The sequence below is a fragment of the Microbacterium sp. EYE_78 genome, from assembly GCF_023149035.1.
Classification (GTDB): Bacteria; Actinomycetota; Actinomycetes; order Actinomycetales; family Microbacteriaceae; genus Microbacterium.
This window is the reverse complement of the sequence record NZ_JAHXMY010000002.1, coordinates 745,412-765,831: the sequence shown is the minus strand read 5'-3', so window position 1 is coordinate 765,831 and position 20,420 is coordinate 745,412. Positions and strand designations below refer to the sequence as shown.

The window sequence follows — 20,420 nt, the reverse complement described above, 5'->3', positions numbered from 1 at the left end:
GGGGCATGGCACGCTCTCCTCTCACTCTAGCCGCGGCTGCCACCGCGGCTCTCGCGCAGGCCTCGGGTGTGCAGACGGGCATCTCGGGCGTCTCGACGCTGACCGAGGATGCGGCCGGGCGGTACGACAGCGCGCTCGTCCGCCTCGACGACGGGAGCCGCCTCGTCGTGCGGGTGGCGACCACGGCCGACGCCGAGTCCGACGCCGTCAGCGAGGCGACGGCCCTCGCCGCCCTCACCGCCGGCGTGCGGGCGATGCTCCCCTTCGCCGCCCCGGAGCCGGTCGGGCAGGCGCGTCTGGCGGGCGGCGTCGCCCGCGTGCAGACCTTCCTGCCCGGATGGCGCGTCGACGGCGCCCACATCCCGCCCGGCAGGGGCGTGGCCACCGGCCTCGCCGAGGCGATCGCCGGCATCCACGACCTCCCCAGCTCGGTCGTGACGGGCGCCGGCCTGCCGAGTCGCACGGCGGCACAGGTGCGGACGGAGACGGAGCAGCTCCTCGACCGTGCCGAGGCGACGGGCCGACTGCCCTTCGGGCTGCTGCGCCGGTGGAGCCGTGCGATCGCGCTCGACGCGCTGTGGCGGTTCGAGCCGACCGTCGTCCTGGGCGGTGTCGATCCGGCGTCGTTCACCTTCACGGACGTCGACGGCGTCCCGACCGTGTCGGGCCTGTTGACCTGGGCGGGACTCAGCGTCGGCGACCCGGCGGAGGACCTGCGGTGGATCGCCGGCGCGCCCGACGCCGCGAGCGATGCGATCGCGGCCTACGGCGCAGCCTCGGGCCGCTCCCCCGACGCGCTGCTCGCGGACCGCGCGCGCCTGCACGCCGAGCTCGAGTTCGCGAAGTGGCTCGTCCACGGCCACGACACGGGCTCGGAGTCGGTGATGTCGGATGCCGTGGCGCTGCTCACCTCGCTGGACGACAGCGTCCGCGACGAGGCCCCGATCGGATCGGGGTCGGTGAGCGTCGACGAGGCCATCGCCGCGCTCGGCCGGGTACCCGTGGCGGCCACGGATGCCGTCGACACCTCGATGCACACAGACGCGTACGACCCGGGGTCGATGGACCCCTTCGACGACGCGGATCCGTCCGACCCGCCCTCGCGGGAGGAGCTCGGCGACGAGACCGAACCGATCGAGTTCTCCGACTGGTCGCCGGACGCCGCCGATGCGCGCGACGGCGACGACGACCGCGACCCCGACGACGCCGCGCGCAACGCCCTGCGCCGCTGGACCGGCACCGCCTGACCGCGCCGCGACACGCCGCGGTCAGGCGCGCAGCACGACCCCGTCGCCGACGTAGAACAGCGTGACGTCGATGGCGTCCACCGGGATGCCGTGCTTCACGTGGTAGGCGCGGCGGTAGAGGTCCAGCTGCAGCATCCGCTCCGCACGCTCCGCGTCCGTGCGCGGCGGGCGTCCCGTCTTCCAGTCGACGATCTCGATCCGGTCGCCGCGGCGGTACACCGCGTCGAGTTTGCAGATGATGATGTGGGCGTTCCCGTCGCCGAAGGGGTCGGGGTCGGTGAAGTCGATCTCCGTCTCGACCTCGATCGGCTGCAGCTGCGCCCACTCGGAGGCGAGGAACGCCGCGCGTAGCCGTTCGAGCTCGGCTGCGTCGGCGGCGGAGACTCCCGCGTCGTCCTCGTCCCAGAGGACGTCGTCTGCCGACCGGGCCCGCCCGACGAGGCCCGAGCGCTGCTCCACCCAGGCGTGGAAGAGCGTGCCGAGCCGGGTCTGCCGGTAGGGCCGCTCCGGCATCGGGCGGGACACGGCGGTGGCCGCGGCGCGGTAGTCGGCGGCGAACTCCTTGAAGCGCGACGCCGGGATGCGGGTCGGGGCCGAGGCGCCCTGTCCGGCCGCCCGCGCCTCGCGTTCAGCGAGCAGCAGCCGCAGGTCCGTGCTCGGGTTCGGCGGTTCGGCTCGCATCGCCGTCCGCACCCGTTCGGCGGCGGCGGTGACCCGCCCGGCGCGCCCGCCCAACGGATCGATCGGCCACTGCAGGGTGGCGCGCGCGCCGTCGTACGGGTTCTCGGCGTCGAGAGTCTCGTCATCGGGGACCGGCGCGGCCACCTCGTCCGCGATCTCGCGGACGAACCGGCTGACCGCTCGAGGCCGTTTGGTTCCCGCCCACGGCGACGCGGAGATCAGCAGGTGGTCCCGCGCACGGGTGACCGCGACGTACGCGAGCCGTCGCTCCTCCTCGAGGTGACGCTGTCGGATGCCCTCCCCGTAGGCGGCGAAGGCGGCCTTCAGATCCTGCTGACTCTCGGCCTCGTGCGCGCGCCAGCCGAGTCCGGGGAGCCAGTCGCGGTCGCCCCGGAAGGGATACGGCAGGACTCCGAAGCCGAGCCATCCCTTCCCGTCCTGCAGGCGCGCGGGCAGCTCGTCCTCGACGCCCCGCACCACCGCGACGGCATCCCACTCGAGTCCCTTCGAGCCGTGGATCGTGAGGAGCTGGACCACGTCGTCCTCAGGCGGCTCGGTCCGCGGGGCGAACTCGTCGGCCCGCTCGGCGCGGTCGAGCCACGCGAGCAGACTCGTGAGCGACCCGCGTTCGTCGGTCTGCAGGAACCCGTGGAGTTCGTCGACGAATGCGCGCAGCTGGGACGACGCCGTCCTGGCCGGGCCCCGTGACTCGTTCGCCGCGAGTTCGACGTCGAGGCGCAGCTCCGCCTCGATCAGACGCACGAGCTCGGGGACCGGGAGCCCGGCGGCACGGCGAAGACCGGCGAACACCGAACCCGCCTCCCGCAGGCGATCCCGCGCGTCGGCGGTGAACCCGGCCAGCCAACCGTGGTCGCTCCGCTGCCGCGAGACGAAGTCCAGGGCCGCGACGATCGAACCTCCCTCGTCACCCGCCGACGACCGGAGGATCTCCGCGAGCTCCGGGGCGAGCGGCTGCAGCGCCGTGTCGTGCCTGGCCAGACGCGCGGCGACCAGCGCGAGCTCGCGGAGGTCGGCGAGGCCGATCGCCCACCGGGGACCGGCGAGCAGACGGATCAGCGCCGATCCCGCCCGCGGATCGCTGATCACGCGCAGGGCCGAGACGACGTCGACGACTTCGGGGGTGGACAGCAGCCCCCCGAGCCCCAGGATGCGGTGCGGGATGCCGCGCGCCCCCAGTGCGTCGGCGAAGCGCACCATGTGCTTCTTGCTTCGGAACAGCACGGCACCCGTGGTGGGACTCCCCGTCCGCGCGCGCTCGTCCCGGACGCGTGCGAACCATTCCGCGACCCGGTCCGCTTCCGCATCCACATCCTGTTCGACGACGATCTCGACACTGCCGGCGGGGGCGGCGGGCCGGGGCCGGAGCGTGCCGACCTCGACTGGGGCGCGCAGCGGCGCGAGGACGGCGGCAGCGGCGCGCAGGACGTCGCCGCTGTTGCGCCAACTGGTGAGCAGCGAGAACCGGCGGGCGACGGCATCCCCGCCGAAGGTCCGTGCGAAGTCGCCGAGATTGCCCGCGCTCGCTCCCCGCCAGCCGTAGATCGACTGGTGCGGATCCCCCACGGCCATCACGCCCGTGCCGCGGAAGAGCGTGGCGAGCAGGTCCGTCTGGACCACCGACGTGTCCTGGTACTCGTCGAGGAGCACCACCCGGTACCGGGCGCGGAGGTCGGCTGCGACCGCGGCATGCTCCGACACGACGCGCAGCGCTCCCGCCACCTGGTCGGAGAAGTCGATGAGGCCACGCCGCCGCTTCTCCGCGTCGTAGTCCCGGGCGAGCCCGACGAGCACACCCAGTCCGGACACCTTCTCGGCTGCGGTCCGCACCTCGGCGTAGACCGTCGTGGCCGCGCGTTCGCTGGGACGGTCGAGCACGTCCTGGAACGCGTCGGCGAACGCGACGAGCTCGTCGTGATCGACGAGGTTGTCGACGGCGTCCCGCGCGATCCGCAGGGCCGCGTCGATGATGGTCGACGGTCGCTCGATGCGCTCGGGCAGCCGCTCGTCCTCGCTCGAGAGCACGATCCGTCGCATCAGCAGCCAGGCCGCGGATTCGCTCAGGACGACGGCGTCGGCGTCGCGCCCGATGCGCACCGCGTTCTCGCGGACGATCGCGTCGGCGAAGCTGTTGTACGTCGACACCGTCGGCCGCTCGAGCAGCGCGTCGGCCGCACCCGCATCCGGTCGGGTCGGGGCCAACCGATCGAGCTCCGCCCGCCGGGCCGCCTCGCCCGCACCGCTGCGCTCGATCTCCGCGAACACGTCGAGCCTGCCCTCGGCGTGGAGCTGCGGGAGCCGTGGGAGCAGGCCGCGCGCCTCGAACTCGCTCAACCGCTGCAGCCGACGTCCGATCCGCTCCGCGAGCTCCCCCGCGGCCTTCCTGGTGAACGTCAGCCCGAGCACCTCGTCGCGACGCACCAGACCGTTGGCGACCAGCCACACCACGCGTCCCGCCATCGTCTCGGTCTTGCCGCTGCCGGCGCCCGCGACGACGAGCGCGGGCTCCAACGGTGCGGCGATGACGGCCGACTGCTCGGCGGTCGGCGGGAACTGCCCGAGGGCCGCGGCGACCGTCTCGGGGCTGATCATCTCAGCGGTCACGCGGAGCTCACCGGTCCGATCGTGTGGATGCGGCACAGCCCGCGGGTGTGATCGTCCCGGCAGTGCTCCTCGTAGGGTGCCGTGAAGCTCGTGCCGCGCATGACCTCGACGGCCGCGTCGATGCGGGCGAGGAAGGCGGCCCTGCGCTCGTCGTCGAACGGGGCCTGACGCGGCTGCGCGTACGGGGCATTCCGCGTCCCCTTGAGCACCAGGAGCTTCGCGCCCCCGGGGGCGGCGCCCGCGGCTGCGGGGATGGCGCCCCGCTCGAACGCGAGCTGGTAGGCGGCGAGCTGCGGATTGTCGACGGCCGACCGATCGGAGGTGGCCTCGCTCCGCCCGGTCTTCAGGTCGACGATGACGACGCGGCCGTCGGCCGTCCGCTCCACGCGGTCGATGTACCCGGAGAGGATCGCCGGATGCGCGGCATCCGGAACCTCGACCGGCACCTCGAAGTGCGGTTCCGCGCCGACGAGCGTCGTGCCCTCGCGCGCCGTGTCCCGCAGATACGCGGCGAGGCGTGCCACGAGATCGCGTGCGCGACGCCGCTCGGCCTCATCGATCCACGCCGCCTCGAACTCCAGCTGCGTCCAGCCGTCCTCCACGAAGCGCCACAGCGCCGCGTCGTCCCCGCCCTCCGCATGCTCGAGCGCCGCATGCAGCAGAGTGCCGAGACCCGCGGTCGCGCCGCCGGGGTCGCCGCCGAGGTCGCCGATCACCCAATCGAGCTGGCATTCCTCGAGCGCGTGGATGCGCGACGGCGAGACCCGGAGCGGAGCGGCGTCGAGGTCGCGCACCGGCCCGACGGAGGTCGGCGCGGCAAGCCCGTACCACTGCGCGGGGTCCGCGCCGGGGACGCCGGCCCGCGCGAGCAGCGCGAGCTGGCCCGCGGCCTCATCGCGGGAGGCCTCGGGGCTGCGCGGGTCGGTGAGCGTACGGCGATGCAGCGCGACGAGACCCCGCAGGGTCAGCGGATGCTCGACGGAGCGCGGGGCCGGCTGCGCCGGAGGAAGCATCTCGAACAGGACGCTCGGACCGGTGTCGTCATCGGCGACGGCGGTGACGACCAGTCGCGCACGCGCGCGCGAGGCGGCTCGGGCGAACAGGCGCAGCTCGTCGTGCAGCACCGCGCGACGGCGGTCGAGGGCATCCGGCTCGTCGTCGGGCTCGCCGAGCGATGCGGTCTCGAGCAGGCTCCCCCGCACCCGCAGGTTGGGCCAGACGCCGTCCTGGAGCCCGGCGATGACGACGGTGTCGAACTCGAGGCCGACCGCCGCCGCCGGCGTGGAGATCTGCACGCCGCGCGTCGCGGAGGTCGTCCGCAGCCGGTCCTCGGCGACCTCCGAGTGCAGGAGCGCGCGGAGGTGGTCGAGCGGGGAGGTCCCGTCCTCCCGCTCGCCGTGGCGCTTCGCGGCGTCGAACAGGGCGACGACGGCGTCGAGGTCGCGTCGAGCCTGGTCCGCGAGCGGGCCCTGACCGTCGGCCGCGGTCTGCAGCTGCCGCTCGAGCCCGCGCTGCTCCCAGACCGTCCAGAGCAGCTCGTGGGCGGTCGCGCCCGTCCGAAGCTGCTGGGCGAGGGTGTCGAGGGTCCGAGCCAGGCGTGCGGCCCGTCGCGCCTCCGGGGTGTCGACGAGATCGAACCCGACCGGATGACGGATCCCGTCCGCGAGGAGCTCGCGCGCAGACCGCTCACCACCCGATCGCAGCTCCTGATGGCGCAGTGCCGCCCGCAGCCGGCGCAGCTCGACGGGATCCAGTCCGCCGCCGACGAGCACGTCGAGCACGTCGTCGTCGGTCCGGTCATCCGGATCGACCGCGGCGAGGTCGACCGTCCGGAGCAGGTCGCGCACGATTGGCGTCTCGGCGAGGGCCTGCGAGGGGCCGACGGCGGTCGTGGGGACGTCGCGGGCGGAGAGCTCGGCTTCGAGGGCGTTCACCTGACGGGAGTCGTGGGCGATCACGGCGCACTCCTCCCACGGGACGCCGTCGTGGACGTGCCGCTCCCGCAGCAGCCGCGCGATCGTGTCGAACTCCTCCGCGCCCGAGCGAAGCACGTGCGCGACGACGCTCCCGTCGGGGTCGACCCCGCGGGGTGGATGCCGGTGCTCGACGAGCCCGGCCGCGCCGATGCGCTGGGTCACCAGGGCCACGAGGTCCCGCTGGGCGGCCGTCCCGCGATGCGCCGCGTTCAGCACGTGGACCCGGGTGGCGAGGCGCGCGAAGTTCTCGGGGCGCGCGCCGCGGAAGGACCCCGAGCCCACGTCGGGATCACCGAAGGCCAGCACGGCGACCCCCCGTGCCCGGCACGCCTCCAGCAGCTCGACGGCGCCGAGCGTCACTTCCTGCGCATCGTCGACGAGCACCGCGCGGAGCCCTGCCACCGCGCCGAGGGCCGGCGATCCGGCGGGCAGCTCGCGGAGGAGCCCCACCGCCTCCCGCACGAGCCCGGCGGCGTCCCGGTGCGCGCCGCGCATCCGACCCCGGACGGCGTCGTACTCCGCGGCGAAGGACGCCATCGACACCCACACGGCCCGGTCGGTGCGTCGGCCGCGCTCCGCGAGGGCACCGGGATCGATCCCCAGCGTGGTCATCTCGGCCAGGAACGCCCGGATCTCGGCACGCATGCCGGCCGCGGCCCGGATGTCCGGCGTCAGCCATTCGGGCCAGCGCGACGGCGCGGACGCCTCGTCCTCCGCGTCGCCCGTGAGCAGGTCGCCGATGATGCGGTCCTCGTCCGGTCCCGTCAGCAACTGCGGCGGTTCGTCTCCGCGATGGACCGCGTGGGCGCGGACGACCTGATAGGCGAACGCCGCCACCGACCGCGCGAGGGGTCCTGCCGTGGCGACGCCCACTCCCAGCGCGAGGCGGTCGCGCAACGCCGTGGCGGCCGGGCGGGTCGGGGTGAGCACCAGGATCTGCTCGGGACGCAGGCCGCGCTCGATCAGGGAGACCACGCGACGCACGATGGTGGCGGTCTTGCCCGAGCCGGGCGCCCCGATCACCACCCCAGACGCATCCACCGGGAGGTCGATCACCGCGCGCTGCGCCGGATCGGGCACGACGGAGGGTTCGACCGAGGGCATGCCTCCACGCTAATCGGCGGCACGGACACCCTCCCGAGGACGCGCCCGTGCCGATGCGCAGCGCCGCGTTCGCCGACAGCGAGCGCACCCCCGCATCCCGGCTCCGACGGGTGCCGTAGGCTCGGATGGCGCCCGGACCGCCGGGCCGGGAAGGCAGGCATCACCGTGGAGATCCGCATCGGAATCGCGAACTCGCGCGAGCTCGGCTTCGAGTCGGCCGAGACCGCCGACGCCGTCAAGCAGACCATCGCGAACGCACTGGACTCCGGCGCCGCCTACGTGACCCTCGCCGATGCGAAGGGCGCCACCTACCTCATCCCGACCGCGGGCATCGCCTTCGTCGAGGTCGGCACCGACCAATCGCGGCGCGTGGGCTTCGTCGCCTGAGATGCTCATCGTCCTGGGCCTCGTCTTCGGCGCCCTGCTCGGCGCCGGGGCCCACTTCGCCCTTCCCCACCGACAGACGCGCGGCGTGGCCGTGGGTCCGATGCTCGGAGCGCTCGTAGGGACGGCGACGTGGACGGCGCTGACCTGGGCGGGCACGGGCCCCGACCAGTTCTGGATCTGGGCTGCCGCGATCGTGGTGCCGGCCGTCGTGACGGCGGCGGCGATCGTCCTCCTCAGCCGCGCCCGAATCGCACGGGACGCCGCTGAGCGCGCTCGTCTCGGCATCGCCTGAGACGCAGTCGCCTGCCGGGTCGGGCGCCTACGCGTCCAGACCGATCGTGGTCATGCGGCGCGAGTGCGCGCCCAGGAGCTGGGTGAACACCGGCTCGACCTGCTTCTCGTCGTCGAGGTCCAGCGCGCCGGGTCGGTCGAGCGTCCCCGGCCGCAGGGCGCCGCGGGCCACGAGCAGCGTGTCGCCGACCAGGCGGCGACCCCACAGACTCAGGAGCGACCGCATCTCGGGGTCCCCCTCAGTGGCGTCGGTGATGATCCCGACGAGCGAGGACCGGTCGGCATCGGCCCGGAGGATCGCCGCGGCTCGGCGCCCGGCATCCCCGTAGCTGCCCGACAGCGAGAGGTAGAAGTCGTCGAGCAGACCGGCCGTCAGGTGGACCGAGAGCATCGTCTCCAACGGGCGGGCGCCGTGGGTCGCACGGCGGAACGCGTCGAGCGGCTCGCGGAACGGGAGCATCAGCTCGAGCGGGTCGTCGCCCCGGTCGCGGATCAGCGCCACCAGCGCCTGGTGCTTGAACAGCGCCGCACCGGCCGCGCGCGACAGCGACTCCTTGTGCGAGAGCTCCGCGTCGCGCTCGATGAGCCCGCTGAGCGTCTCGACGTACCCGAGCTGCAGGTACGCGGCCTGGCCGAGGTAGGTCGCGACGTCGGGGGCGAGCTGCTCGAAGTCGACGCGACGGACATCGCTCGCCTCGTCGCGGGATCGCAGACGAAGGATGCGACCGGGCGGCCTGCGCCGCTGCCAGAACCACCTCACCACCAGGCCAGCCTACGGGTCGCGAGGCCCCTCTCCGGTAGGGTGGGTCCGTCCCGGCGTCGGATCGGGACCCCGCGCCTGGGGCTGAGTGAAGGGCGTGGACCCTCATCACGGCGGCATCTCACCGCCAGACAGGCACGGAAAGCATGACCACGTTCGCAGAGCTCGGCGTCGACCAGGACATCGTCGACACCCTCGCCGCCAAGGGGATCGTCGACACGTTCCCGATCCAGGAGCAGACGATCCCGCTGGGTCTTCCCGGCCAGGACATCATCGGCCAGGCGAAGACCGGCACCGGCAAGACCTTCGGCTTCGGCATCCCGGTCGTCCAGCGCCTCGGGTTGAACCCCGAGCCGGGCGTCAAGGCCCTCATCGTCGTCCCGACCCGCGAGCTCGCCGTGCAGGTCTACGAGGACATGGACATGCTGACCTCGGGTCGCGCGACGAGCGTCGTCGCCATCTACGGCGGAAAAGCCTACGAGGGACAGATCGACCAGCTGAAGGCCGGCGCGCAGATCGTCGTCGGCACCCCGGGCCGGCTCATCGACCTCAACAACCAGCGGCTCCTCGACCTCTCGCACGCGACCGAGGTCGTCCTCGACGAGGCCGACAAGATGCTCGACCTCGGCTTCCTCCCCGACATCGAGAAGATCTTCCAGAAGGTCGCGCCCGTCCGTCACACGATGCTCTACTCGGCCACCATGCCGGGGCCGATCGTCGCCCTCGCGCGCCGGTTCATGTCCAACCCCATCCACATCCGGGCGAGCGACCCCGACGAGGGACTCACGCAGGCGAACATCAAGCACCTCGTCTACCGCGCGCACTCCCTCGACAAGGACGAGGTCATCGCGCGCATCCTGCAGGCCGAGGGTCGCGGCAAGACCGTCATCTTCACGCGCACCAAGCGCGCCGCGCAGCGCCTCGTCGACGAGCTCAGCGACCGCGGGTTCAGCGCCGGCGCCGTCCACGGCGACATGAGCCAGGAGGCGCGCGAGCGCTCGATGGCCGCCTTCAAGGCCGGCAAGCGCGACGTGCTCATCGCGACCGACGTCGCGGCCCGCGGCATCGACGTCGACGACGTCACCCACGTCATCAACCACACGATCCCCGACGACGAGCAGACCTACCTGCACCGCGCCGGTCGCACGGGCCGCGCCGGCAAGACCGGCATCGCGGTGACGTTCGTCGACTGGGACGACCTGCACAAGTGGGCGCTCATCAACCGCGCGCTCGACTTCGGTCAGCCCGAGCCGCTCGAGACCTACTCGTCGAGCCCGCACCTGTTCGAGGACCTCGACATCCCCGCAGGCACGAAGGGCCGCATCGCCTCGGCGCCCAAGACGGCCCCCGCCCGCACCGCCGCGCCGGCTCGCGCTGCGGACGCGGCCGCCGAAGGCACCGCCGAGAGCGGCACCCGTCGCCGGCGTCGCCGTCGCGGCGGCTCGGGTGAGGCGCGTGTCGGAGCGACCTTCGCCGAGGGTGCAGACGCCGACACCTCCGCCGCGCAGGGCGGCGACGCCGCCGCGGCCGACCGCAGCGCGGACGGCGCCGGCACCCACGACGGCGCCGGCAAGGAGCACCACGACGGCAAGCCCGCCCCCGCGCGCCGCCGCCGCCGCCGTCGCGGCGGGTCGGGTGCGGGAGCAGGCGCCCCGGCCGCGGGAGCCTGAAGCGCTGACCGCGGCCCGGGCTACGGCGTGATGAGCGCCGTGCCCGTCCCCCGGTCGACGATCCGGCGGATCATCTCGATCGACGTGGTGTGCTCGCCCGGGAGGTTGGGCTTGCCGCGTCCGTGATAATCGCTCGAACCGGTCTCGATGAGGTCGTGCCGCGCCACGAGGGATCGCAGTGCGCCGAGCGCCGGCTCGACGTTCTCGCGGTGACCGAGTTCGAAGCCGGCGAGCCCGGCATCCAGCATCCGTCGGATGACGCTCTGCGGGAGGAGTCCCGCACGACCGGCCGGGTGCGCGATGATCGGCACGCCGCCGGCGCCGGTCACGGCGGCCACCGCGGTCACGGGGTCCGGGGCGTACAGGGCGACGTAGTAGTCGCTGGCGGGACTCAGGATGCCGCCGAAGGCCTCGCCGCGGTCGCGCACGAACCCGCGGGCGACGAGTGCGTCGGCGATGTGGGGACGGCCCACCGTCGCGCCGGCGGTCGTCTGCTCGACGATGTCGTCCCACGTCAGGTCGTAGTCCCGTCCGATGCGGTCCGCCATCGTGCGGGCCCGTGTGAGCCTCGACTCGCGGATGCGATCGGTCAGTGCGCGAAGCGTCGCGTCGTCGGGGTCGAAGAGGTAGGCGAGGACGTGGATGCTCCGCCACTCGTGGCGCGAGGACAGCTCCATGCCGGGCAGGAACGACATCCCGAGCGAGACCGCGGCATCGGCTGCCTCCGCCCATCCGGACGTCGTGTCGTGGTCGGTGAGCGCGGCCGTGCGGATCCCATGACGGTGCGCGGCGGCCATCACGGCGGCCGGGGACTCCGTTCCGTCGGAGAGGTCGGAATGCAGGTGCAGGTCACCGGGTCCCGCGGGGACCGCCGGACGGGATGATCCGGCTGGCATGACTCGAGCGTAGCGCGCAGAAACTCCCCAGCCTCCCCGCCTATCGTCGAGGTGTGCTGCGACTGATCGGGATCCTCCTCACGATCGCCGCCGCAATCGGCGCGGCCATCGTGACGTGGCCGCAGTTCTTCCGCCTGGAGCAGACGTTCCCGATCGCCCAGCTGGTCTCCCTCCGTCCCATGCTGGCGATCGGCTTCGCCGGCCTCGCGCTCATCGGCCTGCTCTTCTGCCTCTCGCGCCGCACACGAGGCTTCGGCGCGGGCATCGCGATGGTCGCCGTCGCCGCGTGCGTCGCCAACGTCGCCATCGTGGCCGTCCGCGGACTGGGCGACGCGGAACTGCCCGAGCCGACGGCAGACAGCATCCGGGTGATGACGTGGAACACCGCAGGCCCCGCGACCGACGTCGACGCGGTCGTGAAGACCGCCATCGCGATGGACGTCGACATCGTCGCGCTGCCCGAGACCAACGACGACACCGGCGAGGCGATCGCCGTCGCGATGCGCGAGCGCGGCAACCCGATGTGGGTGCACGAGGAGAACTACCAGGGGTGGGACGCCACCTACACGACGCTGCTGATCTCGCCGGAACTGGGCGATTACGCCGTCGTCGAGTCGGAGTCGGCCGGCACGAGCAACACCTCGATCGTCCCGAGCGTGGTGGCGATGCCGGTCGAGGGCGACGGACCCATCGTCGTCGCCGTCCACGCCGTCGCACCGCGGCAGAACCACATGGACGACTGGCGGGCCGACCTGCGCTGGGTCGCCGACCAGTGCGCCAGTGCGAACGTCATCATGGCGGGCGATTTCAACGCGACCGTCGACCACATGGATCGCCTCGGCACCGACGGCGGGACGCTCGGACGCTGCCACGACGCCGCCGGCAGCACCGGCAACGGGGGCGTCGGCACGTGGGACACGGCCTGGCCCGCGATCCTGGGTGCGCCGATCGACCATGTCATGGCGACGGATGCCTGGACCGCCACCGGGTCCGTCGTGGTCACCTCCCTCGACGGGTCCGGCGGCGACCACCGCCCCGTGATCGTCCAGCTCGAGCCGTCCCGCTGACGCTCCGCGAGCGGCCTGCCCGTGCGCACCGACCACGACGGTGGAAGACTGGAGCGATGACCACCGACGAGCGCGACACGATCGCCGAGACGACCACCGAGACCCCCGCCGCTGCCACATCCAACCGCAAGGCGCCGTTCCCGACGGGCTTCCTCGAGACCATCTCCACCGGGTGGGCCGAACGCCCCGAATCGCTGCCGGAGCAGCGCGCCCAGGCGCCGTACGCCGCGGCACGCCGGGCGGCGGTGTCGGCCGCGTTCCCGGGCAAGCGACTCGTCATCCCGGCCGGGGCGTTCAAGCAGCGCTCCAACGACACGGACTACCCCTTCCGTGCGCACTCCGCCTTCGCGCACCTGACCGGCTGGGGTGCCGACGCCGTCCCGGACTCCGTCCTCGTCTTCGAGCCGACCGATGCCGGCCACGACGTCACGCTGCATCTGCGGGAGCGGGCCGACCGCACGACGACGGAGTTCTACGCGGATGCCTCGATCGGCGAGTTCTGGATCGGCCCTCGTCCGTCGCTGGCGGGCGTCGCCGCCGACCTCGGCGTGGCCACGGCGCACATCGACGCGTTCGCGGCGACGGACGACGACCTCGTGGTCGATGAGGACGACGATCTGACCCGCTTCGTCTCGGAGCTCCGCCTGATCAAGGACCCGTACGAGATCGCGCAGATGCGCCTCGCCGTCGAGACCACGGCGCGCGGCTTCGACGACATCGTCGGCGAGCTGCCCCGCATCATCGAGACCCCCCGGGGAGAGCGGGCCATCGAGGGCGTGTTCCATCTGCGCGCACGCACCGACGGCAACGGCGAGGGCTACGACACCATCGCGGCCTCCGGCCCGCACGCCTGCTATCTGCACTGGACCCGCAACGACGGCGCGGTGCTGCCGGGAGACCTGGTGCTGATCGATGCCGGCGTCGAGGTCGACAGTCTGTACACCGCCGACATCACCCGCACCCTGCCGGTCTCGGGCACCTTCACCCCCATCCAGCGGACGATCTACGAGACCGTGCGCGAAGCGGCGGACGCCGCGTTCGCCGCCGCGCGACCGGGCGTGAGGTTCCGCACCCTCCACGAGGCGGCCATGGCCGTCATCGCGGAGCGGGTCGCGGAATGGGGCCTGCTTCCGGTGAGCGCCGAGGAGGCGCTGCACGCCGACCGCGGCGGCCAGCACCGCCGGTACATGGTCCACGGGACCAGCCACCACCTCGGGATCGACGTGCACGACTGCGCCCAGGCGCGACGGGAGATGTACTACGACGGCGAGCTCGAGCCGGGAATGGTCTTCACGATCGAGCCCGGGCTCTACTTCCAGATCGATGACCTCACCGTGCCGGAGGAGTACCGGGGCATCGGCGTGCGGATCGAGGACGACATCCTGATGACCGAATCCGGGCCGGTGAACCTGTCCGCGGACATCCCCCGCACCGCCGACGAGGTCGAGGCGTGGATCGCACGATCCCGCCGATGACCATTCGATGACGGCGTTCACTCCCCCGGCCGACTTCACCACGAGGCCCCTGCTGCGTGGCTCGTTCGGGATGGCGGCCTCGACCCACGCGACGGCGACGGCCGTCGCGCAGGCCGTGCTCGAGCGAGGCGGCAACGCGTTCGACGCCGTCTGCGCGGGCGGATTCGTCCTCCACATCGTCGAGCCGCACCTGAACGGACCGGGCGGTGACCTCGTCGGCCTGTTCCGGCCGGCGGATGGTGACGTAACCGTGCTCATGGGGCAGGGCCCGGCGCCCGCGGGCGCGACCGCCGAGCACGTCCGCGGCGAGGGCCTCGATCTGGTCCCGGGCGCGGGCGGACTGGCCGCGGCCGTACCGGGGGCGGTGGACGCGTGGCTGCTGCTGCTGCGCGACCACGGCACGTGGGAACTCGCCGACGTGCTCTCGTTCGCGATCGGCTATGCGCACGACGGCCACCATCTGCTGCCCGCCGCGGCAGCGACGATCTGTCGGGTCCAGGACCTCTTCCGGGATCACTGGCCGGCGTCGGCGGACCTGTGGCTGCCGAGGGGCGACGTCCCCGCTGCCGGTTCCGTGCACCGCAACCCCGCGTACGCCGCGCTCCTGCGCAGACTCGCCGGAATCGGCGGGGGTGACCGCCGGTCGCGCATCGACGCCGCGCGGACGCTGTGGCGGGCCGCCCTCGGCGCGGCGTGCGACGTCCTCGCGCGCCCTCACCGGCACTCCGACGGACGGGACCACGCCGGGGTGATCACGCGCCGCGACATCGATGAGTTCGAGGCGGGATACGAGCGCCCCGTCCGCGCCGGCTTCCGGGGGCGGACGGTGGTGAAGGCGGGCGCATGGTCGCAGGGTCCGGCGCTCCTGGAGGCGCTGCGGATCCTGGAACCGTTCGACGACGCCGATCTCGACCCGTCGACCGTCCGCGGCGCACACCTCGTCGTCGAGACCCTCAAGCTCGTGCTGGCAGACCGCGACGCCTACTTCGGCGACGGCGCCGACGCCGCTTCCCTGCTCACCGACGACGTCGTCGCCGAGCGGCGCGGGGACATCGCGGAACAGGCATCGACGACCTGGCGTCCCGCGTCGCTCCCGGGGCGAGAACCGTGGCGACCCCCGCTGCGCGATATCGGGGCACCGCGCCACGCCGCGACGGGTGAGCCGACGGTCGCGCGCAGCGGTGAGACGCGCGGCGACACGTGCCACATCGACGTCGTCGACCGGTGGGGCAACATCGTGTCGGTCACACCGTCCGGTGGATGGCTGCAGTCCTCCCCCACGATCCCGGAGCTCGGATTCTGCTTGGGCACGCGGCTGCAGATGTGCTGGCTGGACGAGTCGTCCCCCTCCGCACTGCGCGCCGGCAGCCGGCCGCGCACCACCCTCTCGCCGACCCTCGTCGAGGACGGCGACACGATCATCGCGATGGGGACTCCCGGCGGCGATCAGCAGGACCAGTGGCAGCTGCCGATGCTCCTCCGGATGCTGGTGGGCGGCTACTCCGCACAGCAGGCGATCGACGCACCCACGCTGCACACGACGGCGATGATCGACTCGTTCTGGCCCCGCACCTGGACACCGGCGGGCGTCGTCGTGGAGGACCGGCTCGGCGACCACGTCCTCGACGGCCTGACGGCGCGCGGGCACGAGGTCACTCGCGCCGGCGCGTGGACGCTCGGACGCCTCTCGGCGGTCGGCGTGGATCGGCGCACCGGCGAGGTCTGGGCCGCCGCGAACGCCCGCGGCATGCAGGGCTACGCCGCCGGGCGCTGAAGGCGGGCGGTCAGCCACGGCAGGACGGATGCCGCGACCTCCGCGCCGCCGTCGGCGGCATCCTTCTTCGTGCCGGGCACCTCGAAGGAATGACCGCCGCCCGGCACCCACAGGATCTCCGCATCACGGCACGCCGCCACGGCCCCGGTGAACTGGTCGAGGGGCTGGAGGAAGGGGTCCCGCGCGCCGGCGACGAACAGCTGCGGCGCCGTCACGGCCGGCAGGTGCTCGGCCCGCGGCTTGTCGGGTCGCCCCGGGGGATGCAGGGGGTAGCCGAGGTAGACGAGGGCCTCGGCGGCGAGGAGATCCTCCGCGGCCGCCATGGACGCCATCCTCCCGCCGTAGGACTTGCCGGCCGCGACGAACGGGAGGCCGGGTGCGAGGTCGCGGCAGAACGCCTCCACCGCCGTCCACGTCGCGACGGCGTGCGCGGCGGGACCCGGCATCCGCCTGCCCGCCTGCCGGTAGGGGAAATCGAACCGGACGGTGGTCACACCCGCAGCAGCCCAGGCAGCGCCCGCGCCGACGAGGAACGGGTGGTCGCGGCCGGCGCCCGCGCCCGGTGCGAGCGCGAGGACCGCCCAGGGGTCGGCGGCGGCATCCACACTCGCGTCGACGGCGTCGACGGGAAGTCGTGCCCCGCTCGGCGGCGGGGCGACCGGGATCATCGCGGAGCGTCGGGCTTCGGCGGCAGCGTCGGCTGCTCGGGCACCTGCGGTCCCGCCTGCGGCGGCTGCGCGGGCGGTGCTGGTGCGGGGTCCACCGTCTCCCCGCCGGCCGCGGGCGGCGCGGGCGTCGGATCGACGCGCTCCCCGTACCGCGGCGGCTCCGCGGGGTCGACCCGCTCTCCACCGGCAGGCACCGGCGCCGGGTCGACCCGCTCCCCGGGCTGGACGGGCGGCGCGGCGGGGTCGATGCGCTCGCCGTACCGCGGCGGCGACGAGAGGTCCACCGGTGCCGCGGCCGCCGGTGGAGACGACGGACCGAGCAGCTCCTTCGCACGGCCGAAGCTGCGCGGGAGCACGGTCACGTCGTAGTGGTCGGCGATCACCTGGGTGACCGAGGTGAAGTCGCGGCGACGCCGGAGGATGGAATAGCTGATGATGCTCATGAGCATGCCGAGCGCGATGCCGACCAGCATGACGCCCACGAAGAGCTGCAACGCGGCCCCCGGGCTGCCGAGGACGAAGATCGCCGCGAACAGCAGACCGAGCAGGACGCCGTTGATGGCACCCGATCGCGCGGCGGTGGCGTACCCCAGCCGACCGGTGACCCGCTCGACCGAGCGCAGGCCGCGACCCACGATGGCGATGTCCTGCGCCGGAACGTCGGACGCGATGAGCGTCGACACCGACTTCTGCGCCGCTTCGTACGAGGAGTACTCGGCGACGGTCGCGCCGTGCTCCTTGGGGGCTCCGCCCATCATGCTCATCGCCCCAGTCTGACACGCGCACCTGCGCGCGGGCGGAGGACCCGCAAGGGATCGGCCGACTACGCTGGACGGGTGAGTACGCAGCGGGTGTTCGTCGCGCGCCTGACCGGGTGCGCCGTCTTCGACCCCGCGGGCGACCGCCTCGGCAGAGTCCGCGACGTGGTCGTGATCTACCGGAAGGACGACCCCCCGCGGGTGGTCGGACTCGTGGTCGAGATCCCCGGCAGGCGGAACGTCTTCCTCTCGATCGGGCGGGTGACCTCCTTCGCCAGCGGGCAGGTCATCACGACCGGGCTGATCAACGTGCGCCGGTTCGAGCAGCGCGGCGGCGAGGTGCGTGTCATGACCGAGCTCATCGGCCGCAGCGTGCACCTGACGGACGGTTCCGGATCCGCTGTGATCGAGGACGTCGCCATCGAGCGCGACCGTCTCGGCGACTGGCAGGTCGGGCAGCTCTTCCTCCGCCGGCCGAAGACCAGCGCATCGCCCTTCGCCAAGGGACCGACCACGTTCGCGCAGTGGAACGACGTCCGCGACGAGCAGGTGGCCGGGCAGACGCAGTCCGCCGAGCTCCTCGTCGCCTCGTACTCGGAGCTGAAGCCCGCCGACCTCGCGAACACGCTGCTCGATCTGCCGGAGGAGCGCCTCCTCGAGGTCGCGGAAGAGCTCCCCGACGACCGACTCGCCGACGCGCTCGAAGAGATGCCCGAGGACGAGCAGGTCCACATCCTCGAGGCCCTGGGCGACGAGCGCGCCGCCGACATCCTCGACGCGATGGAGCCGGACGACGCGGCCGACGTCCTCGGTGCGCTCAGCGACGTGCGTGCCGAGCAGCTGCTCGACCTCATGGAGCCCGAAGAGGCCGAGGACGTCCGCGCCCTCCTCGAGCACGGTCCCGACACGGCGGGTGGTCTCATGACCAACGAACCCATCGTCCTGTCCGCCGACGCGACCGTCGCGGAGGCCCTGGCGCTCATCCGCCGGCATGAGCTCCACCCGGCCCTGGCGGCAGCGGTCTACGTCACGCTCCCGCCCTACGAGACGCCCACGGGGCGGCTGCTGGGGGTCGTGCACTTCCAGCGGATGCTGCGGTATCCCCCGCACGAGCGGCTCGGCGCGATCATCGACGACAGCGTCGAACCCGTCACCGTGTCCGCCAGTGCCGCCGAGGTCGCGCGGCTGCTCGCCAGCTACAACCTGGTCTCGCTGCCGGTCGTCGATCACGCCCGCCACCTCGTCGGCACGGTCACGGTCGACGACGTGCTCGACTATCTGCTGCCCGACGACTGGCGCTCGCAGGACGCCGAGGACCGCGTCGCACCCGCGGCCGCCTCGACGCGCGGGGTGCGGCGGTGATGGCGCGCGCCCCCAAGTCGGGGTTCGAGGCGCCGCGCGGTCGCCGCGCCGGCGTCCTCAGCCGTTCGCCGCAGCCCTCGCGCGACCGGTTCGGACGGTTCACCGAATGGATCGCCCGCGCCATGGGGACCCCGGCGTTCCTCCTGATCCTCACGCTCTTCTGCGTCGCCTGGATCGTGTGGAACACCGCGGCACCCGAAGGTCTGCGCTTCGACGATGCGGCGCTGGGATTCACGGCGCTGACGCTCATGCTCTCGCTGCAGGCGTCGTATGCGGCCCCCCTCATCCTGCTGGCGCAGAACCGTCAGGACGACCGCGACCGCGTGCAGATCGAGCAGGACCGCCAGCGCGCCGAACGGAACCTCGCCGACACCGAGTACCTCGCACGCGAGGTGGTCGCGCTGCGCATGGCGCTGACCGACATGCAGAACGAGGTCGTCACCCGCGACGTCCTCCGCCAGGAGCTCCGGACGCTCCTCGACCGCCTCGACGAGCGCGAGCGCGACGAGGACGAGGGCCGGTCCGCGTGAACAGGTGCGCCCGGTGACGGATGCCTCCGCCGTGCGCCGTGCGGTCGGCGCCGTCATCGACCCCGAGCTGCGACTGCCACTGGCCGACCTCGACATGGTGCGGGACGTCCGGCTCGACGGTGGCACCGCGACCGTCGCCATCGATCTGACCATCGTGGGGTGTCCCGCCGCGGACCGGATCGAAGCCGATGTGCGGCGGGCAGCGGCATCCGTCGACGGCGTCGCCGAGGTCGCGGTCGAGGTCGGGGTCATGTCCCCCGCACAGCGGACCGCGCTCGTCGAACGGATCCGCGGCACGCGCCGCATGCCGTTCACGCCCGACAGCCTCACGAGGGTGCTGGCGGTGACCAGCGGCAAGGGGGGTGTCGGCAAGTCCACGCTCACCGCCAACCTCGCCGTCGCACTGGCCGCCCGCGGGCTCGCCGTCGGCCTCATCGACGCGGATGTGCACGGCTTCTCGATCCCCGGCCTTCTCGGTCTCGTCGGCCCCGACGGCCGCCCGCCGCAGCCGACTCGCATCGACGACCTGATGCTGCCTCCCGTCGCGCACGGGGTGAAGGTCATCTCGATCGGCATGTTCCTGCCGCCGGATGCGCCGGCCGCCGTCGCGTGGCGCGGCCCCATGCTGCACCGGACGGTCCAGCAGTTCCTGACCGACGTCCACTTCGGCGACCTCGACGTCCTCGTCATCGACATGCCCCCGGGAACGGGGGACGTGGCCATCTCCGTCGGCCAGCTGCTCCCGCACGCGGACGTCCTGGTGGTCACCACGCCGCAGGCTGCGGCCGCCGACGTCGCCGTCCGCAGCGGACTCGTCGCACGTCAGACCGGGCAGCGCCCGGTCGGCGTCGTGGAGAACATGTCGGCGCTCACCCTCCCCGACGGGACGGTCCTGGACCTCTTCGGCTCGGGCGGCGGCGCGGCCGTCGCGGCGGCGCTCCAAGCCGACGGCGACGCCGTCCCGCTCCTGGGATCCGTGCCGCTCAGCCCGGCGCTGCGGGCGGGCGGCGACACCGGTGTCCCGGTGGTGATCGGCGCGCCCGACGACCCCGCAGCGCGGGCGATCGGCGAGATCGCCGACGCCCTGCGCGCGCAGCGTCCGTCACTGGCCGGTCGCGGACTGCCGTTCTCCCGGACCTGACACCGCGTCCC

Annotated in this window: 16 protein-coding genes; 10 read left to right on the top strand and 6 right to left on the bottom strand. The window is 73.3% G+C overall.

Going from position 1 to position 20,420, the window contains the following annotated elements:
• Positions 1 to 5 precede the first annotated feature (5 nt).
• Positions 6 to 1,247, top strand: a complete 1,242-nt coding sequence (locus KZX17_RS10705; protein WP_248173091.1) for a phosphotransferase — start codon at positions 6 to 8, stop codon at positions 1,245 to 1,247.
• Between the two features lie 21 nt (positions 1,248 to 1,268).
• Here the strand turns inward: KZX17_RS10705 and KZX17_RS10700 are convergent, their stop codons facing one another.
• Both KZX17_RS10700 and KZX17_RS10695 read right to left on the bottom strand, forming a co-directional pair.
• Positions 1,269 to 4,538: an ATP-dependent DNA helicase gene (locus tag KZX17_RS10700; protein WP_282443776.1), complete on the bottom strand. Its 3,270-nt coding sequence runs from the start codon at positions 4,536 to 4,538 to the stop codon at positions 1,269 to 1,271.
• Between the two features lie 8 nt (positions 4,539 to 4,546).
• Complete coding sequence (locus KZX17_RS10695; RefSeq protein ID WP_248173086.1) at positions 4,547 to 7,630, bottom strand: ATP-dependent DNA helicase; 3,084 nt, start codon at positions 7,628 to 7,630, stop codon at positions 4,547 to 4,549.
• 165 nt (positions 7,631 to 7,795) lie between these two features.
• Between KZX17_RS10695 and KZX17_RS10690 the strand changes: the two genes are divergently transcribed.
• Entirely contained in the window at positions 7,796 to 8,017 is a 222-nt protein-coding gene (locus KZX17_RS10690) for a DUF3107 domain-containing protein (RefSeq protein WP_248173083.1), read from the top strand.
• Between the two features lies 1 nt (position 8,018).
• Complete coding sequence (locus KZX17_RS10685; RefSeq protein WP_248173080.1) at positions 8,019 to 8,309, top strand: hypothetical protein; 291 nt, start codon at positions 8,019 to 8,021, stop codon at positions 8,307 to 8,309.
• A gap of 27 nt (positions 8,310 to 8,336) precedes the next feature.
• Here the strand turns inward: KZX17_RS10685 and KZX17_RS10680 are convergent, their stop codons facing one another.
• The gene (locus KZX17_RS10680; protein WP_248173077.1) at positions 8,337 to 9,071 is read right to left on the bottom strand and encodes a ferritin-like fold-containing protein; all 735 of its coding nucleotides are present in this window, start codon (positions 9,069 to 9,071) and stop codon (positions 8,337 to 8,339) included.
• A 143-nt stretch (positions 9,072 to 9,214) separates the two neighbouring features.
• Between KZX17_RS10680 and KZX17_RS10675 the strand changes: the two genes are divergently transcribed.
• Complete coding sequence (locus KZX17_RS10675) at positions 9,215 to 10,738, top strand: DEAD/DEAH box helicase (protein WP_248173075.1); 1,524 nt, start codon at positions 9,215 to 9,217, stop codon at positions 10,736 to 10,738.
• Between the two features lie 20 nt (positions 10,739 to 10,758).
• Here KZX17_RS10675 and KZX17_RS10670 read toward each other — a convergent pair whose 3' ends face one another.
• A complete protein-coding gene (locus KZX17_RS10670) occupies positions 10,759 to 11,634 on the bottom strand; it encodes a PHP domain-containing protein (protein ID WP_248173072.1) in 876 nt (291 codons plus the stop codon).
• Between the two features lie 53 nt (positions 11,635 to 11,687).
• Between KZX17_RS10670 and KZX17_RS10665 the strand changes: the two genes are divergently transcribed.
• From KZX17_RS10665 to KZX17_RS10655, 3 genes are read left to right on the top strand one after another with little or no spacing between them, the layout of a single operon-like run.
• Positions 11,688 to 12,701: an endonuclease/exonuclease/phosphatase family protein gene (locus tag KZX17_RS10665; protein WP_248173069.1), complete on the top strand. Its 1,014-nt coding sequence runs from the start codon at positions 11,688 to 11,690 to the stop codon at positions 12,699 to 12,701.
• A gap of 56 nt (positions 12,702 to 12,757) precedes the next feature.
• On the top strand, positions 12,758 to 14,176 hold the full coding sequence (locus KZX17_RS10660) for an aminopeptidase P family protein (RefSeq protein ID WP_248173064.1): 1,419 nt from the start codon (positions 12,758 to 12,760) through the stop codon (positions 14,174 to 14,176).
• A 7-nt stretch (positions 14,177 to 14,183) separates the two neighbouring features.
• On the top strand, positions 14,184 to 15,950 hold the full coding sequence (locus KZX17_RS10655) for a gamma-glutamyltransferase family protein (RefSeq protein ID WP_248173061.1): 1,767 nt from the start codon (positions 14,184 to 14,186) through the stop codon (positions 15,948 to 15,950).
• Here the strand turns inward: KZX17_RS10655 and KZX17_RS10650 are convergent.
• Positions 15,932 to 16,618 (bottom strand): alpha/beta family hydrolase, encoded by a 687-nt coding sequence (locus KZX17_RS10650; RefSeq protein WP_248173058.1) that lies wholly within the window; start codon positions 16,616 to 16,618, stop codon positions 15,932 to 15,934. The genes KZX17_RS10655 and KZX17_RS10650 overlap by 19 nt on opposite strands.
• The gene (locus KZX17_RS10645; RefSeq protein ID WP_248173055.1) at positions 16,615 to 17,382 is read right to left on the bottom strand and encodes a general stress protein; all 768 of its coding nucleotides are present in this window, start codon (positions 17,380 to 17,382) and stop codon (positions 16,615 to 16,617) included. Before KZX17_RS10645 ends, KZX17_RS10650 begins: the two co-directional genes overlap by 4 nt.
• Positions 17,383 to 17,454: 72 nt before the next feature.
• Here KZX17_RS10645 and KZX17_RS10640 point away from each other — a divergent pair, with 72 nt between their 5' ends.
• The 3 genes from KZX17_RS10640 to KZX17_RS10630 are packed head-to-tail and all read left to right on the top strand — an operon-like array spanning position 17,455 to position 20,409.
• Positions 17,455 to 18,738 carry a magnesium transporter MgtE N-terminal domain-containing protein gene (locus KZX17_RS10640; RefSeq protein ID WP_248173052.1) on the top strand — a complete coding sequence of 428 codons (1,284 nt, stop codon included), beginning with the start codon at positions 17,455 to 17,457 and terminating at the stop codon, positions 18,736 to 18,738.
• Positions 18,738 to 19,268: a DUF1003 domain-containing protein gene (locus KZX17_RS10635; RefSeq protein ID WP_248173042.1), complete on the top strand. Its 531-nt coding sequence runs from the start codon at positions 18,738 to 18,740 to the stop codon at positions 19,266 to 19,268. Before KZX17_RS10640 ends, KZX17_RS10635 begins: the two co-directional genes overlap by 1 nt.
• A 13-nt stretch (positions 19,269 to 19,281) precedes the next feature.
• Positions 19,282 to 20,409 (top strand): Mrp/NBP35 family ATP-binding protein, encoded by a 1,128-nt coding sequence (locus KZX17_RS10630; protein ID WP_248173039.1) that lies wholly within the window; start codon positions 19,282 to 19,284, stop codon positions 20,407 to 20,409.
• Positions 20,410 to 20,420 lie beyond the last annotated feature (11 nt).